This is a genomic window from Bifidobacterium canis (assembly GCF_009727065.1).
GTDB lineage: Bacteria > Actinomycetota > Actinomycetes > Actinomycetales > Bifidobacteriaceae > Bifidobacterium > Bifidobacterium canis.
On record NZ_WNLP01000005.1, the window covers coordinates 52,233 to 68,920 of the forward strand.

Here is a 16,688-nt window from a genome sequence, read left to right on the forward strand (position 1 = left end):
AGGCTATGGGGGAGCTTCCACAGCAACCGTCGCCGCACAGACCCGGTGCGAAGCGTTGGCTGCTGCCAGTGCTGATGCTGGCGGCTGTGTTTGCGATCACGTGCGGCGCGATACTCGTGCACGTAGTGTCGCGCAAACAGGTGCGGCTTGACGACGGCACGGTGTGGGTCACGTCGCAGGCGGATCAGAAGGCTGCCAGATACAATGTGCGGCTGCGCGAAGCGAACGCCGCCGTGAGCGCACAGTCTGCGAATTTCGATGTCGCTCAACACGATGACGTGATGTTGCTGAGCGAACAGCAGCGCACGGCATCTGTTGAGCAATCGTCGGTGACGATATCTGATGGCGTGCGAACCAATGCATCGATGCGCGCATATGCCGGCGCGGGTATTGCCGTGATATTCGATTCCAGCACCGGCAAAGTATGGGTTGGTGATTCCGATGATGTAGCTGCCATCTCTCCTGCCGGCACCGATCCGAATATGGATCTTGGCGCGGGCGGCATGGTTGCCGTCGCTCATGACGGCACTGTGTTCGGATTCGATGGCCGGAACGCGAAGGTGCACCGGCTGGATGGCTCTTCCACTTCGCCGAAAGAAGTGTGCACGTTGAATCATGGCGAGCGCGTGCACGCTGATTCGTTCACTGTGATCGACGGAGAGCCGGTGATTTCCTCCGGTAATACTGTGTTCTATGGCGATACCAGTGTTGCGGTGGATGGTGTGGACACGCTGATATTGCAGGAGCCGCCGAGTGATGGCGAGCAGCATGGCTGGGTGGCGGCGAGCGCAGACGGCGTTTTCGTCTCGTTGAAGTTGGATGGTTCCGCAACACCGCGGGTGCATGATACCGGCGGTACGGGTGCTGCGACGGCGCCGGTGTCGGTGAACGGTTGCGTGCATGCAGTGTGGGCGCAAAGCGCACGGAACTATCTTCATACCTGTTCGGCGCAGGAGTCTGCGCTGTTTCAGGATCTGCAATCGGTGGCATCGACCTCCGATCTGCGGTTGCGCGTCAATCATCGGCAGGTGGTGGTGAACGACGTCGCCAATGGCGATATCTGGGATCCAGCCAGCTCCACCGAAGTGATTCGTATTCAGTGGCATGCGCTCGACACCGATGCGAACGAAAGCGAAAGCGAACAGCACGACAGCACGAGTGCGCGGCATGAGTTCGCACAGCATTGTTCGCTGGATTCCGCTTCGATCAGGGCTGTGAATGATGAGTTCAGCATGCGGGTCGGAGCGCATATGGTGCTCGATCCGCTTCGCAACGATGAGCAGAGTGATTGTTCGGTTCTGCGCATCGCTGCTATACGTGGGGTCGATGACGGTCTGATCGCCGTTGCGTCGATTTATGACGGTCGTTTTCTGCAGGTGAATGCCATCAAAGCCGGGCGCGCCACATTCACCTATGAGATCACTGACGGGCATGGGCAGTCATCGTATGCCACGGTGGTCGTGACGGTGAGCGATGACTCGCGCAACCGCTCCCCCGAGCAAACGGAGAAACCTGAGAGCATCGACGTTGAGCAGGGTGCGATCTACACGGTGAACGCGCTCGGTGGATTCACGGATCCGGATGGTGACCCGCTCACGCTAACGGGCGCTGTGGTTGCCAACACCGATGCGGCGACCGTGTCCACGCGTGCGGATGGCCGGCTCGTGTTCAACGCCGGTTCGATGACCCAGGGGCGTGCCATCGTGAATGTCAGCGTGTCTGACGGCATGAGCGTTGGCGAGGGCACGATCTATTTCACCGTGCGCCCGGCGAACACGCTTTCCGTTTCCATCGATCCGGTGAGCAGAACGGCTGTTCCGAATACGCCGATCACCGTCTATCTTTCCGATGCCGTGCATGCCACGAGCATGAACGCACCCCAGCTCACACAGGTGGATGCCCCTGAACGCACGTCGGCCACCATGCTTTCCACAGACTTGGCGTTCACATTCCAGGCTACGGATGCCGGCACGTATCTTGTGCCATACACGGTCGAACAGGGTTCGGTGGCGGCCACGGGGCTGGTTCGCATTGACGTGCAAGCTCAACAACAAGAAAAAGCCGCTCCAATAGCGGTCACCGATGCGGCATTGCTCAGCGCCGATGGCACTGCGATCGTGGAGCCTTTGGGCAATGACATTGATCCGATGGGTGGAGTGCTGTCGGTGAGGACTGTGCAGACTCCTGCCGATTCGGGCATCGCTGTCGGCATTGCGGCCAACAAACGCGTGTATATCACGGCTCGTTCGCTTCCTGATTCGCCGGTGAGCCTGACCTATGCAGTGGCCAACGAAATGGGCGCGTCAACCGGCACGATTGTTGTACAGCCTCCGGTTACGTTTTCGAACTCGTCGGTGTTGAGAGCCGGTGACATCAATGCTTCTGTGCGCACTGGCGGCATTGTGTCGGTTTCGGTGTTGGATCATATAACGCCGAAAGGCGACACCGCAGTGGCACTGGATAGCGAACTGCTCACTGATGCGCAGGCGTTCTCAGGGCTGGCATTCGTTTCCGCCGACGCCGTGCGCTATCAGGCACCATCAGTGGAAGGTGACTTCCCGCTTACCTACACCGTCACCGATGCTTCTGGCAACCAAGCCTCCGGCACGATCACGTTCCATGTACACACATCGAGTGCCGAAACGAAGGCTGCCCCTCGCCCTGCAGATGTCGAAGCTCAGGTGGCGGCGGGGCGCACAATACGCATTCCGATCGCGCTCACTGGCATCGATGACGATGGCGACGACATACAGCTGCTTGGTTTGGGCAATACCGCCCCGAGTTTGGGGCGTGTGACGGAAACCGGAGCCGATTACCTGCTGTATGAGGCGTATGCGGATTCCGCTGGAACAGATACGTTCAGTTACGCCGTTGAAGATTGGACCGGCCGTCGCGCTCAGGCACACGTGCGCGTAGGCATTGTTGGGAATGCCGCGAGTTCAACGGTGTTGGCTCGTGACGATGCGGTTTCGTTGCGTCCGAACACTGCTGTGTCGATTCCGGTGCTGCTCAACGACATCTCATCTGACGGTGACGAGCTGGCATTGAGTAGCGACTTGGAATGCCAAGGCATCGAGCATGCGGAGGTTCATGGCTCTGCCATCGTGTTGACGGCGCCCGCACAGGCCGGCACCGCCTACGTCGTGTATACGGCACGCAATGCTGCGGGCATATGCGACCACGCCCTGTTGAAGGTAAGCGTGGATCCGGATGCGCCGATTCAGCCGCCCATAGCCTACGATTACCGTGTTCCAGCGAGCGCGACGATCGACAAGCGAACGGTGAATGTAGACGTGGCGGAGTGGATTGCGAATCCTTCCGGCAACTCCGATGAGTTGAGTGTGAGCGTCGACCCATCGGCTGCGGATCATGCTCGCGTCATCGGTCGGAGCACATTGTCGATCGACTTGACCGACGAAACGCAGTTCATTCCATACACGGTGTCGAACGTGAAGCACCATGTGTCGTCGACGGCATTTATCCAAGTGCCAGCTTACGGGGTGTTTGCGCCGATGCTGCGGCCGAAAGCACCGGAGTTGAGGGTGCATGCCGGCGAGTCGATAACGATTCCGATCGCCGACTATGTGCGTGTGGGTGCCGGCAAAACGCCGCGCATCGATCGCGGGGAATCGGTGAGTGCCACAAAATCGGCGGATTCCGACCATATTGTCGATGATTCGACTGTGCGGTTCACGGCTGTTAAGGACTATTCCGGCCCGGCGTCGATCACGTTCACCGTGGCTGATGGCATACGTGGATCGCAACGGATCGTGAATTCCGCGGTGCTCACTCTGCCCATCACAGTGGTGGGCAGCACGAATGCCGCTCCGATGTTCTCGTCGACGTCGATTGATGTGGCAGCTGGCGAAACCGTGACGATCGATGTGAACGCGTTGCTGCACGCCGATTCAACGGGCAACGCATCATACCGGTTCTTTGGCGGCACTGCTTCAACGCCGTTCACCTCGTCTCTCAGCGAGAGTGGCATACTCACCGTTGTGGCTGACGCCACAGCCACTGCGGGTGTCACGCAATCCATTCCGCTCAGCGTCGATTATGGCAATGGTGTTGTGCAGGCAGGCGTCACCGTGCGAACCGTCGCTTCCACTCGCCCATTGGCCAGAATCCAAGAGCGAACCGTGCCGTTGAAGCCCGGCGAATCCACGGATCTGCATGTGCTCGACGGCGCATACAATCCGTTCGACGCCCCGTTGAACATCGTGTCTGCCGCAGGCGATTATCCAAGCGAGCTGAGCGTACGAGTTGACGGCGATATCGTGCATGTGACGGCAGCGACCGGAGCTGCAGCAATAACGCATCATCTGACGGTCGTCGTGCAAGATGCCACGGAAAACGAGCATCGTCGCGCTAGAGCCACATTCACCATACCGATACAAGACGTGCCTGAGCCACCGTTGCTGCTCCCCACCGCCGTTGAAGCGCAAGATGAAGCTGTGACGCTGGGTTGGATGCCGGGTGATGCCAATGGCTCACCGATCAGCGAATACCAAGTGTTGTGGAATGGTGGAGACTCACATGGCGAACAGTCGTGCGGCATCGCCACCAATTGCCGTGTCACTGGCTTGACGAATGGGATCACCTACTCGTTGGCCGTCAAAGCCCGCAATGCCATTGGCTGGTCGCAAGATTCCGCATCGGTGACGGCTAAACCCGATCGCATGCCGACCGCACCACGAAACGTGCAGGTGGCTGGCGGGTATCGCACACTGACCGTGACGTGGAGCGAACCCGCGTATGAGGGCTCACGCCCCACATCGTATGTTGTGCATGCGAGTGCCTCGAATGGCTGGAGCGGCACGACAACCGTGGAACAAGCGCTGTCGGCAACCATCGACGTTCCGAATGCCAGTATCAGCGACAGCGCCCGATTCACCGCCACTGTTGCCGCCCGCAACGAGTTAGGCGAAGGCGAAGCAAGTGCCACGGCTGAAACCCGCGACGTATGGGGTGATCCTGATCCGCCGACTGTGCTGATCACGCAGAACGGCGACCATGTTGACGGTATCGTGACTCTGGGCGACATGCGCAATGCCGGCTGTGCCACCGTCACGCTATCCGATGGTGAAGCCTCATGCTCCGCACTCGAGTTCTCAGTGCCGATCGAGAAGTATTTCGCCGATGTGCAAGTGCGAGCAACGGTGAAAGCGCGGAAACAGCCGTCGCATGAAGCGAATGGCGTGTCGAACACCATCACGCTCAACGCCACGATCGCCGTGCCGAATGCGACCGTACGAGTTGAGAGCGGCAACAAATGCGTGGCTTCGTGGAGCGTGGGCGAAGGCAAAGCGGATGGCGTGCATCTGCGGTTCGGCTCCGCTGAACCACAAGACCAATCCGTGAGCGGCACGGCCTCGGTCACACTCAACCCATGGCAATCCTGCCCCACCGCCGAAGTCACCGCACACTTCCAAGGCCATATGGGAGAGCCTGTGCGTGCAACGTATGCCTACCAGTACCGGGTGAATCCGGTGATCGACGAGAGCAAAGTGCATGTCAGCCGTTCCGCCACCAATAGCAATGCGCTCGTCATGCATGCCGAGGCCGACGCATTCGAAACCTATGGTCAGGAAGCAGCCATCAGCGTGATGCTGAGCGACGGCCGCGCAATCGATTGGAAGCCGAACGCCGACATTCCGATGAGCAACCTGAAAGACGGCACGCGTTGGCGGGTGCAGGTGTGCTTCACGGCTGACCCGAACTACCGGAGCGTCACCGAATGGCACACCATCGAACCGGCCTCGATCCGCGTTTCACCGTCGAGCGTATGGCTCGACTCGCAGCGCAACCCATCAGTAACCGCTGTGCCGGCAATGACGCCAGCACATGCTGCCATCAGCCCACAGATCGTGAGGAGCACATATGACCAGCGATAACCGTCAATCAGCCATAGACGAGAGCACGATACTGCGCCGACCCGCTCGTCGCGACGTTGGCCGCAGTACCGACATCGATGCCACATGCCTGTCTGCATTCCCGTCGCCAGCCAAGCCCAAGCCGGAGCCAGCACTATCTCATAGTGCCCCAGCAGATCGGCAGTCCGACAATGCGATCGCAGGATTCCGTGACACGTTCAATGCGATCGTCAGCAATATGGCACAAGTAGTCGTAGACAGCCCCGATCCGATTCGCCTGTGCGTCACCGCAATGATTGTCGGCGGGCATGTGCTGCTCGAAGACAATCCGGGAACCGGCAAAACACAGCTTGCACGTGCACTTGCGCAATCCATTGACGCCTCGTTCAAGCGCATCCAGTTCACGCCTGACCTGTTGCCGTCAGACGTCGTGGGCATCACGTTCTACGATCAGCGCAGTGGAGAGTTCACATTCCGCCCAGGCCCTGTGTTCGCGTCGATCGTGCTCGCCGACGAGATCAACCGTGCATCGCCGAAAACGCAGTCCGCACTGTTGGAGGTCATGGAGGAACAGCATGTCACGGTAGATGGCGTTGAACATGCCGTGCCGCAACCGTTCACCGTGATCGCCACGCAGAATCCGGTCGAACAGGCAGGCACGTATGCACTGCCTGAAGCGCAAATGGATCGTTTTCTCATCGCCACACCTATCGGCTACCCGTCACGCAACCAGAGCATCAGCATTCTCAGGGAAGCGAACGTCAACGACCGCGCTTCCGCCATCGGAAGCGTTGCATCCGGGCGGGATGTGCTCGACATGCGAGGCATTGCCGAAAGCGTGCATATCAGTGACTCGATCTACGAATACATCATGCGCATCGTGGAGCAGACGCGGGCCAGCGAGTTTGTGAACGTCGGCGTATCGATGCGCGGTGCGCTCGCATTGACCCGTTGCACGCAAGTGTGGGCGGCGGCCGACAGCCGCACATACGTGATCCCCGATGATGTCAAGGCATTGGCTGTGCCTGTGCTCGCACATCGTTTGATGCTTACGCCGGATGCCATGTTCGCCGGTCGCACGCAACGAGACGTCATGGCATCGATTCTCGCCGACGTGCCTGTTCCGGGAGCCTGACATGAACAATTCGATTTCGCGCTATGTTCGGCAACGCTCACGTGGGCACATTCTGCAGAATGTGCGACAAGCAGCTTCCACAGTCTCACCTCTTGGCTGGTCGACGCTCATTGCGGCGATGCTCACGGCGGCATTGTTTGTCGCCTGGCAGTGGGTGGAAATGCTCGCGTGCGCGATCGTGTTCGCGGTGACGTTCACCACCGCCGTTGTGCTGTCGTTCGGCAATACCGCATTGGAGGCGACGCTCGACGTAGCGAGCACGCGTGCCCATATCGGGCAGACCGTCAATGTGCAGGCAGTCGTGAGCAATCCGAACACCCGGCCAACGGCGAGCGCAGCAGCCGACCTGCCGATCACGCAATCTGCCGTCATTCCCAGTGATTCAACCACCATGCATAAGCATTTCCATGTGCCGAGTCTGGTCGCCCGGCAATCTACCCTCATCACAGTGCAACTATGCGCAGATCGGCGCGCGATCATCACAATCGGTCCGCTCAGTGTGCGCAGAGGTGACCCGTTCGGTCTTATGCGCCGCGAGCAACGTCTCACTGAATCTCTCACCCTGTATGTTCACCCGCAGATCTGCGTGCTGCATGGCAGGCAGTCTGGTATTCCGCGTGATTTCGAGGGAACGCCGAGTCGCGATGTGGTGGATGACGATCTTGATTTTCATGGTCTGCGTCAATACGAGTACGGCGATGATGTGCGCAATGTGCACTGGGCGAGCACGGCGAAAACCGGCACTCTGATGTTGAGCCGGTTCGTGGCGACGCGACGCAGTGACTCGTCGCTTGTTCTCGACACCGACATGCAAGGTTACACGAGCGCCGATCAGTTCGAGACTGCGGTCAGTGTGTTCGCATCCATCGGCGTGCACTGGTTGACTGAACACCGCACCGTGTTCACGCAAGCCGGCGGTTTGCGCGCACGACCGCGAACCCCAACCGAGTTCCTCGACGCGTGCTGTGGCATCAAGCTGAGTGAACATCGCACAACGGATCTCGCGCGCGAAGCAATGCATCGCAGTCCACGCACATCGCTGTTGTGCTTCGTCATCTCTCCCGCGTGGTCTATCGACGATGTGAGGCGACTCGCGGTTGCGACGCCCATGTCGGCGCAGTGCATCATTGTGCAACTGAGTTCCACAGGCGAACGTGGCGTGCGCATGCTGCCTGAGTGCGCGCTCGTCACGATCGGCTCGCTTGAAGATATTCCGCATATATCGGGAGTGCTGCAATGAACGCCATGCCTCTCATCTCGCCAATCGCAGCACGCGCACACGCTACGCATACGAACACTGTGCGCGCAACCATGTCGCGCACGAATACAACGCGCACCTATGCCGTGTCCCTTACCGTCACCAGCCTCATCGTGTTGCTGGGCACTGCGAATCTCATCGACGTGTATGACACGGTGACGCTGTGGCTGCTGGCTGCAGCACCGGCCACGGTTATCGGCACGCTCATCGCGGCGATGGGCATGCGTGAACAGCTGCGCGGCTGGTGGCAGCTGCTTGCGCTCGCCGTTGCTCAATGCATCGTCGGGCCGCTTATTGCACTGCCGCACACCGCGATCTTCCACGTGGTTCCTTCTTTGGCAACGCTCAGCGAAGGTTGGCACGCCACGTTCAGCTCGTTCAAACTCATCGTTGCGATGACGCCACCGATCGGCTCCACAACCGGATCGTTGATGGCGGTGTGGAGCATCTGCATGTGGTCGAGCGTGCTCGCCGGCACGTTCGCCATATTCCCGAACCCCAGATTCTGCATACTCAGCGTGGTCATCGGCATCGCCGACTGCGCCCTCTGCGCATTGCTCGGCACGCAGAACGCATCTCATCGCACGCTGCTCGGGGTGGCGCTCGCGATCCTCATACTGTGGTGGTTGTCGTGGCGCTGGCAGCTACTGGAATACTCGCATTTGCTCAGCGCAACGCTCATCCTGCTGCTCGCCGCAGTGATCGCATTCGGGTACTGTTCGACGGTACATGTGCAGCGAGTAATACTGCGTGATTATTACGATCCGCCGTTGAGTTTGCAGCAGTATTCGAGTCCGCTCGCCGCCATGCGCGCCTATATCAAGGAGCATAAGGAACACGATCTGCTCACCGTGCACAATCTGCCGGCAGGAGCGAGTGTGCGTCTCGCCGTCATGGACTGCTATGACGGCAATGTGTGGAATCTCACCGACGGGCAGTCACATGCCAGTTCCGGTCATTACGTGCGCGCGGGCACGACGATCACACCGACCGAAGAACAACATGGCGGCGAGATATTCCAAGCATCGTTCACCGTGCACGACGGTATGCGTGATTACTGGCTGCCACTCGCAGGAGCAGCAACACAAGTCGCATTCGAAGGCGAGCATGATCGGTCGCGAGATGATTTCTTCTACAATAAGCCTGCCAATTCAGGCATTGTGACCTCCGGCATTCATGCCGGACTCAGCTACAGCGAAACCGGCATGCTCGCCGCACGGCCGAGCGACGGGCAGATCCGCCATGCGAATGCTGCACATATTGAGCAGGCGGCAATAGCTGACATGCCCGACGCTGTGTCTTCCATGGCACTCGCACTGGCAGGCGGGCAGAGCACGGCTGGGGCGCAAGCGCTCGCCTTGGCACACGGTTTGCGCGAACACGGCTGGTTTTCGCATGGTCTGGCGAATGATTACCCGTCGAATTCCGGTCACGGAAACTACCGCCTAGCACAACTGTTGGGTGGGACTGTGATGGTGGGTGACAGCGAGCAGTACGCTTCGGCCATGGCGTTGATGGCACGCTCGCTTGGCTTGCCAAGCCGCGTGGTGCTGGGATTCGTGCCGAAAGACGGCGACGGTGATCCCACTGAATCGCGTACCGAGCGCACGGCCGACGGGCAGACAACGGTCACGTTCACCGGCAACGACATCTGCGCTTGGGTGGAAATCCTGCTGGAAGACTACGGGTAGGTGGCTTTCTACCCGACGCCGCAAGAGACGAAAGTGCCTGACGAGAACGAAAACTTAACGCCGCCGAATCCCGAATCACTGGTGCGCCAACCACCACCGCCGCTCATGGATCCGTTGCGAGATGAACAGCGGCCCGCCAATGGTTCCAATGTTTCCGGCGAAGATGCCGAAGCGCCGACCACTCCATCCGCGTGGCAGATCGTCGCGCGGGTGCTGCACACGATCGCAGTGGTTGGTTCGCCTCTGTGGGCAGCACTGCTGATCTGCAGAACCATACTCGCGTTGAAAGCCGCACAACTGGCTCACATGCGCTCGCATGGCAGTGCGAATATGCGCGTGGAGTCTGGGTGGAGGTCGATCACACTGCTCGCCAGGCAAAGCGGCGTGCAGATTATCGGCACGCGTCGCGAGCAAAGTGCCGCTATTGCACGAACTTTGAATATCGACGAGCATATAGTGCAACAGGCTGCATATATGGCGGATTACGCTGCGTTCTCGGGAGAATCGCTGAGCGACGCCGATGCGAATGCATATTGGAAGTCGGCAGATGCCATACGCGAGGGAATATTGCGCGCACTGCCCGTGCAGCAACGCGTCCGCGCGCGTCTTGATCTGCGGGGTGTGTTTCATACTGTGCGGCATACCAATTCGTGGCGCCACCTAGTGCGCCGCCAGCTGAATAATGCTACGATGACGGCTAGTGCACCCCTGTGTCAGCGCCATCGACGACGAGGAGCTGCACAGCACAAATAACACGAGCAAGTCGCCATAAAGAGAGCAGGCATCATGGTTGATTATCAGTTGGCCGTCGCAGCCGTGCAAGATCCGAACGCCGACCCGATACTCTTGGCAAAATCGCATATGAAAATCCTGAGTTCGGAGCGAATGTAGCGGTGAATCCTCGAGCATACCCCGGTCTCAAACGCTGGCTTGCAGAATTCGGTGATGAGCGTGCGCGCACCACGCTCGCGCAAATGGGCATCATCAACACCGCCGGACCGGTGGTCGACCGGTATGAGGAGGCTGGTACTCCTGATAATTCCAGTAATCTTGCTACGAACTCCACTGTGAAACCTGCTGTGAAACAATCAGTGGAGCAGTCGTCAGAGCAAGCGGAGCAGGAATCTCAACCATCCACCGACGATGTGAACCAACTGTTCAACGTGTTCGCGCAAGAGTCACAGCAATTGCAGAACAATACTCAGCAGGAGTCGAGTCCGCAATACACGCCTGAGCTTGCGCTGAACACCTCGGATCCGGCGATCATGCACGACATCGCGCAATATGCGCCACAGTTGCATGTCTATTTGGCGCAGAACCCATATATCTACCCTGAGTTGCTCAACTGGTTGGCGTCGCTCAACGAGCCACAGGTCACTGCCGTCATTCAGCAACGTCAGCGGTGATCACGAATTCGGATCTTCGCTCACATCGATGGTGAAGAACTGGTCACCAATACGAATGGTGGCCGGCACGTGCAGTTCTTCCGGTTTCCCCTGCTGCACGCGAATATCTTCGCCATGCTCAGTCAGGAATGTGCCGTTAAGCGAGCCCATGTCTTCGAGCCACAACGTGCCATGTTCGCCGAAGCTGATCGCGCAATGATCGCGAGACACCGTTTTCGTCGGATCGAGCAACCGCACCGATTTCGAGCCTTCGGGAATGCTATGCGACGGCTTGCGCCCGAGCAACGTGTTCATGTCGATGGCGATCTGCTGATGAGTCACATCATTCGTCAGCGTGTAGTTGCGGTGGGGTTCGTGCACGAATGCCGTCGACAGCACTGTGCCATCCCACTCATCACTGCCTTGTGCGCCAGATTCGGCCACATATTCGTCTGGCTCGCCATGCTCAATATGCAGGTCTTGCAGATGCTGATGTGACGAGTTGGCAGACACCTGATCCAGTTCCTGCGTGCCGGTCGACGAAAGATCCACAGCGGCACTGCCATTCTCAGCGTTAGTGCTGGTAGACGTTGGCTGTTGAAGCGTTTGCGGAGTGATGACTGGTTTGCGTTCATCAATCGGAGTGCTGGTCACAACGTCGTCGTCATACCAGCCGGGCTCAGGAGCAGGCGGATACGGTATTTGCGCATACTCAAGTTCTAGCACACATCCTCCTCCCCTCCTTCCCTCCCCCTCAATCTTTGCGATCTCTCCTCTCCCTCTCCCCTCTCCGCTCTCCGCTTTTCCCTCAATCCTGCGTGGCCATCCCCGCTCCCTCCATTACTGGCCGTGCAAGCAATAGCACATAGATCGCAAGAGGTCTCGCTTGGGGGTGGCCGGAAATACTCGCTTCGTCAGGGGTATTCGTTCTCGCGGCGTGCCGTCGCTCGAGGCGAATGTTCCTCAGCGAGCATTTCCGGCCACCCCCAAGCACACGCAAACCTACTCGTCCACATATATTCGATTGCGCTCCAGTATGGGCGGTGATGCCTGCTGAGGAATATTCGCCTCGAGCCTCACGAAGTGCGGCGAGCACGAATACCCCTGACGAAGCAGGTATCACCGCCCACACTTGAGCGAAACCCTCTACGCATATCTATAAGGATCAAGGGAAAGACTCGGGCGGAAAAGGGCATAGAGGCAGAGCGCAAAAAGGAGGGAGGGAAAGAAAAAGGCCACGGAAATCCGTGGCCTTTTTCAGATAGATGAATTACTTCAGTTCATCTGGGTTGATCTGGAAGTCATTGCCGAAATCGACAGGATTGTCATTGTCGTCAATGAAATCGTCTGGATTGAAATCGTCTCCCAGCTTGAGATCACCGAAATCGATGTTCGAGAAGTCAACGTCGCCGAGATCGCCGTCGTTGAAGTCTCCACCCAAGTTGTCGTCGTTCAAACCGAAGTTCGGGTAGATCGTGTCGCGGATCGCCTTGTCTGGCTCGACGGTCGCGTTGCGGTAACGAGCCAAGCCGGTGCCGGCCGGGATCAGCTTACCGATGATCACGTTCTCCTTGAGACCCTTCAGGTCATCTTCCTTCTCGTTCAGGGCGGCTTCAGTGAGCACACGAGTCGTCTCCTGGAACGATGCGGCAGACAGCCAGGAATCGGTTGCGAGCGAAGCTTTGGTGATGCCCATGAGCTCCGGACGGCCAGCGGCTGGACGGCCACCGGCTGCAACGGTCTTCTTGTTCTGCTCACGGAAGCGAGCACGATCGACGAGTTCGCCCGGCAGCAGGTCGGTGTCGCCGGAGTCGATCACGGTCACACGGCGCAGCATCTGGTGAACGATGACTTCGATGTGCTTGTCGTGAATATCGACGCCCTGCGAACGATACACGTCGTGCACTTCGTTGACGATGTTCATCTGAGCCGCACGAGGTCCGAGGATGCGAAGGATCTTCTTCGGGTCGACGGAGCCTTCAACCAGCTGGGTGCCTGGCTCGACGTGCTGGCCATCCTTAACGAGCATTGGAGCGCGGCGGGTCACCTGGTAGGTGATCGCGTCGAGCGTCTCGTCGTCTGGCTGCAGAATCACTTCGCGGCCACGCTCGGTGTCTTGCACCTTGATCGTTCCTGCGAACTCCGAGATCGGAGCCTCGCCCTTTGGCGTACGGGCTTCGAACAACTCGGTGACACGAGGAAGACCCTGCGTGATATCGGATGCCGAAGCGACGCCACCGGAGTGGAACGAACGCAGCGTGAGCTGGGTACCAGGTTCGCCGATCGACTGGGCTGCGACGATGCCGATGGCTTCACCGACGTCGACGAGCTTGTTCGTGGCCAGCGACCAGCCATAGCACTTCGAGCACACACCACGCTTGGATTCGCAGGTGAGCACGGAGCGGCCGATGACTTCTTCAACGCCGTGGGCAACCATGTCGTTGAGCACGTCCATCGACATTGCGTCGCCAGCGTGGTAGAGCACGGTCTTGCCGTCTGCTGGGTCGATCACGTCTTGCGCGAGCAGACGCGAGTATGGGCCACCGTCAGCGGCCTTGACGAGCACGAGGTTGCCGTTTTCGTCGCGTTCCGCAACCTTCATCGGCAAGCCGTGGGTGGTGCCGCAATCCTCTTCGCGAACGATGATCTCCTGGGAGACGTCGACGAGACGACGGGTCAGGTAACCGGATTCTGCGGTACGCAGTGCGGTATCGGCCAGACCCTTACGTGCGCCGTGCTGCGAGATGAAGTACTCGAGCACTGACAGGCCTTCGCGGTAGTTCGACTTGACCGGACGAGGAATGATCTCGCCCTTCGGGTTTGCCACCAGACCACGCATACCGGCGATCTGACGGATCTGCATCCAGTTGCCACGTGCGCCGGACTGCACCATGATGTTCACATTGTTGTCGTCATGGAAGTTCTCACGCATGGCCTCAGCAACCTTGTCGGTGCACTCGGTCCACAGGTTGATGAGCTCCTGACGGCGCTCCTCTTCCGTGAGCAAACCGAGGTCGTACTGGTTGTTGACCTTCGCGGCCTGTGCCTCGTAGCCCTTGATGATCTCTTCACGATCAGGCGGGGCGACGATGTCGGAGAACGCCATCGTGACGCCAGACCAAGGAGCACGGGTGAAGCCGAGATCCTTCAACGCGTCGAGCGTTGCAGCCACCTGCTGCGTCGAGTAGCGCGTGGCGATGTCGTCGACGATCGTCGACAGCTTGCCCTTCGGCACTTGCTCGTTGATGTATGGGTAGTCCACCGGCAACGTGTCGTTAAACAGGATGCGGCCAAGGGAGGTTGCGAACAGCACGGAACCATCCGTGAAGCGCTCTTCCTTCACCACATCTGGGCTGCCCGGCTCAGGGTCGACCACGGTGAGCTCGCCCGGCTCCCAGTCCTTCGGCAGAACGAAGTCCTGCGGCAGGCGGATGAGCACCTTGGCCTGCATGTCGATCTCGTGCTTGTCGAGCGCCATCTGCGCTTCTTCGAGCGACGAGAAGATGCGGCCCTGGCCCTTGGCGCCGTCGATGACAGTCGAGAGGTAGTACAGACCCAGAATCATATCCTGAGATGGCATCGTCACGGTGTGACCGTCTGCCGGCTTCAGAATGTTGTCGGAAGCCATCATCAGCGAGCGGGCCTCAGCCTGTGCTTCGGCAGACAGCGGCAGGTGGACTGCCATCTGATCACCATCGAAGTCGGCGTTGAACGCGGCGCAAGCCAGTGGCGGCAAGTGGATTGCCTTACCTTCGACGAGAATCGGCTCGAAGGCCTGAATGCCCAGACGGTGCAGCGTAGGTGCACGGTTGAGCAGCACCGGATGCTCGGAGATTACCTCTTCGAGCACGCCCCACACTTCGGAGTCGCCACGGTCGACGAGACGCTTTGCGCTCTTCATGTTCTGCGCATAGTTGAGGTCGACGAGGCGCTTGATGACGAACGGCTTGAACAGCTCGAGTGCCATCGGCTTCGGCAAACCGCACTGATGCATGCGCAGCGACGGGCCGACGACGATCACGGAACGGCCGGAGTAGTCGACGCGCTTACCGAGCAGGTTCTGGCGGAAGCGGCCCTGCTTGCCCTTGAGCATGTCGCTCAGGGACTTGAGTGGGCGGTTCGATGCGCCGGTGACCGGACGGCCACGGCGACCGTTGTCGAACAGCGAATCGACTGCTTCCTGCAGCATGCGCTTCTCGTTGTTGAGCATGATCTCAGGAGCGCCGAGCTCGATGAGTCGCTTCAAACGGTTGTTGCGGTTGATCACGCGACGGTAGAGGTCGTTGAGATCGGAGGTCGCGAAGCGTCCACCGTCGAGCTGCACCATCGGGCGCAGATCCGGCGGGATGACCGGGATCACGTCGAGCACCATGGCCTCCGGCTTGTTGCCGGTGGTCAGGAAGGCGTTGACGACCTTGAGGCGCTTCAGGGCACGGGCCTTGCGCTGGCCGGTGCCGGTTTCGATCTCTTCGCGCAGCTCCTTGGCTGCACCTTCGAGGTCGAAGTCCTGCAGGCGCTTCTTGATCGCTTCGGCGCCCATGCAGCCTTCGAAGTAGTCGCCGTAGCGATCTTCCATTTCACGCCACAGGTCGACGTCCGACTCCATGTCGCCAGGCTTCAGGTTCTTGAACTTGTCGAACACGGCAGCCAGACGCTTGATCTGATCGTCGTAACGCTGGCGGATGGCCGCCATATCGCGTTCTGCACCGTTGCGCAGCTTCGTCTTGGCGCTGCCCTTGACCTCGCCATCGGCTTCGAGCTCAGCCAAGTCTGCCTCGAGCTTCTTGGCGCGCTCCTCGATCTCGTTGTTGCGGCGACGCTCGAGGTTGGCGACTTCGTGATCGAACTCATCCTGCAGATCCGGAAGATCCTGATGACGCTCTTCCTCGTTCACCGAGGTGACCATGTAGGAGGCGAAATAGATGACCTTCTCAAGGTCCTTCGGCGGAATGCCGAGCAGGTAGCCCAAGCGGCTTGGCACACCCTTGAAGAACCAGATGTGCGTCACCGGAGCCGCGAGCTCGATGTGGCCCATGCGCTCACGGCGCACGCGGCTGCGGGTCACTTCAACGCCGCAGCGTTCGCACACGATGCCCTTGAAGCGCACTCGCTTGTATTTGCCGCAGGCGCATTCCCAGTCGCGGGTAGGTCCGAAGATCTGCTCACCGAACAGACCGTCTTTCTCAGGCTTCAACGTACGGTAGTTGATGGTCTCCGGCTTCTTGACCTCGCCATAGCTCCAACCGCGAATGTCGTCGGCGGTGGCCAGGCCAATCTTCAGTTTGTCAAATGCGTTGACGTCCAGCACTTATTTGTCCTGTCTGTAAAATTCGTTGTATTTTCCAA

General features: G+C 59.2%; 7 protein-coding genes and 1 pseudogene. 6 read left to right on the forward strand and 2 right to left on the reverse strand.

Going from position 1 to position 16,688, the window contains the following annotated elements; all coding sequences use genetic code 11:
• Positions 1–5: 5 nt before the first annotated feature.
• From GSD1FS_RS05585 to GSD1FS_RS05605, 6 genes and pseudogenes are all read left to right on the forward strand, one after another.
• The gene (locus tag GSD1FS_RS05585) at positions 6–5,894 is read left to right on the forward strand and encodes a fibronectin type III domain-containing protein (RefSeq protein ID WP_155588761.1); all 5,889 of its coding nucleotides are present in this window, start codon (positions 6–8) and stop codon (positions 5,892–5,894) included.
• Positions 5,881–7,008 carry an AAA family ATPase gene (locus tag GSD1FS_RS05590; protein ID WP_155588762.1) on the forward strand — a complete coding sequence of 376 codons (1,128 nt, stop codon included), beginning with the start codon at positions 5,881–5,883 and terminating at the stop codon, positions 7,006–7,008. Before GSD1FS_RS05585 ends, GSD1FS_RS05590 begins: the two co-directional genes overlap by 14 nt.
• A 61-nt stretch (positions 7,009–7,069) precedes the next feature.
• On the forward strand, positions 7,070–8,248 hold the full coding sequence (locus GSD1FS_RS05595; RefSeq protein ID WP_343030216.1) for a DUF58 domain-containing protein: 1,179 nt from the start codon (positions 7,070–7,072) through the stop codon (positions 8,246–8,248).
• Entirely contained in the window at positions 8,245–9,957 is a 1,713-nt protein-coding gene (locus tag GSD1FS_RS05600; RefSeq protein ID WP_246165899.1) for a transglutaminase-like domain-containing protein, read from the forward strand. Before GSD1FS_RS05595 ends, GSD1FS_RS05600 begins: the two co-directional genes overlap by 4 nt.
• On the forward strand, positions 9,958–10,710 hold the full coding sequence (locus GSD1FS_RS09825; RefSeq protein WP_246165901.1) for a hypothetical protein: 753 nt from the start codon (positions 9,958–9,960) through the stop codon (positions 10,708–10,710). It begins immediately after the preceding gene.
• Positions 10,711–10,743: 33 nt separating this feature from the next.
• Positions 10,744–11,363: pseudogene (locus GSD1FS_RS05605) on the forward strand (variant leucine-rich repeat-containing protein).
• Here the strand turns inward: GSD1FS_RS05605 and GSD1FS_RS10290 are convergent.
• Together GSD1FS_RS10290 and GSD1FS_RS05615 are read right to left on the reverse strand one after the other, a co-directional pair.
• A complete protein-coding gene (locus GSD1FS_RS10290; protein ID WP_343030217.1) occupies positions 11,364–12,068 on the reverse strand; it encodes an FHA domain-containing protein in 705 nt (234 codons plus the stop codon).
• A gap of 544 nt (positions 12,069–12,612) precedes the next feature.
• Positions 12,613–16,650 (reverse strand): DNA-directed RNA polymerase subunit beta', encoded by a 4,038-nt coding sequence (locus GSD1FS_RS05615; protein WP_343030218.1) that lies wholly within the window; start codon positions 16,648–16,650, stop codon positions 12,613–12,615.
• Positions 16,651–16,688: the final 38 nt, after the last annotated feature.

Bases quoted from the DNA above. Each gene is read 5' to 3' on its own strand.
- GSD1FS_RS05590 (WP_155588762.1), top strand. From the start codon at position 5,881: ATGACCAGCGATAACCGTCAATCAGCCATAGACGAGAGCACGATACTG.
- GSD1FS_RS05585 (WP_155588761.1), top strand. From the start codon at position 6: ATGGGGGAGCTTCCACAGCAACCGTCGCCGCACAGACCCGGTGCGAAG.
- GSD1FS_RS05600 (WP_246165899.1), top strand. From the start codon at position 8,245: ATGAACGCCATGCCTCTCATCTCGCCAATCGCAGCACGCGCACACGCT.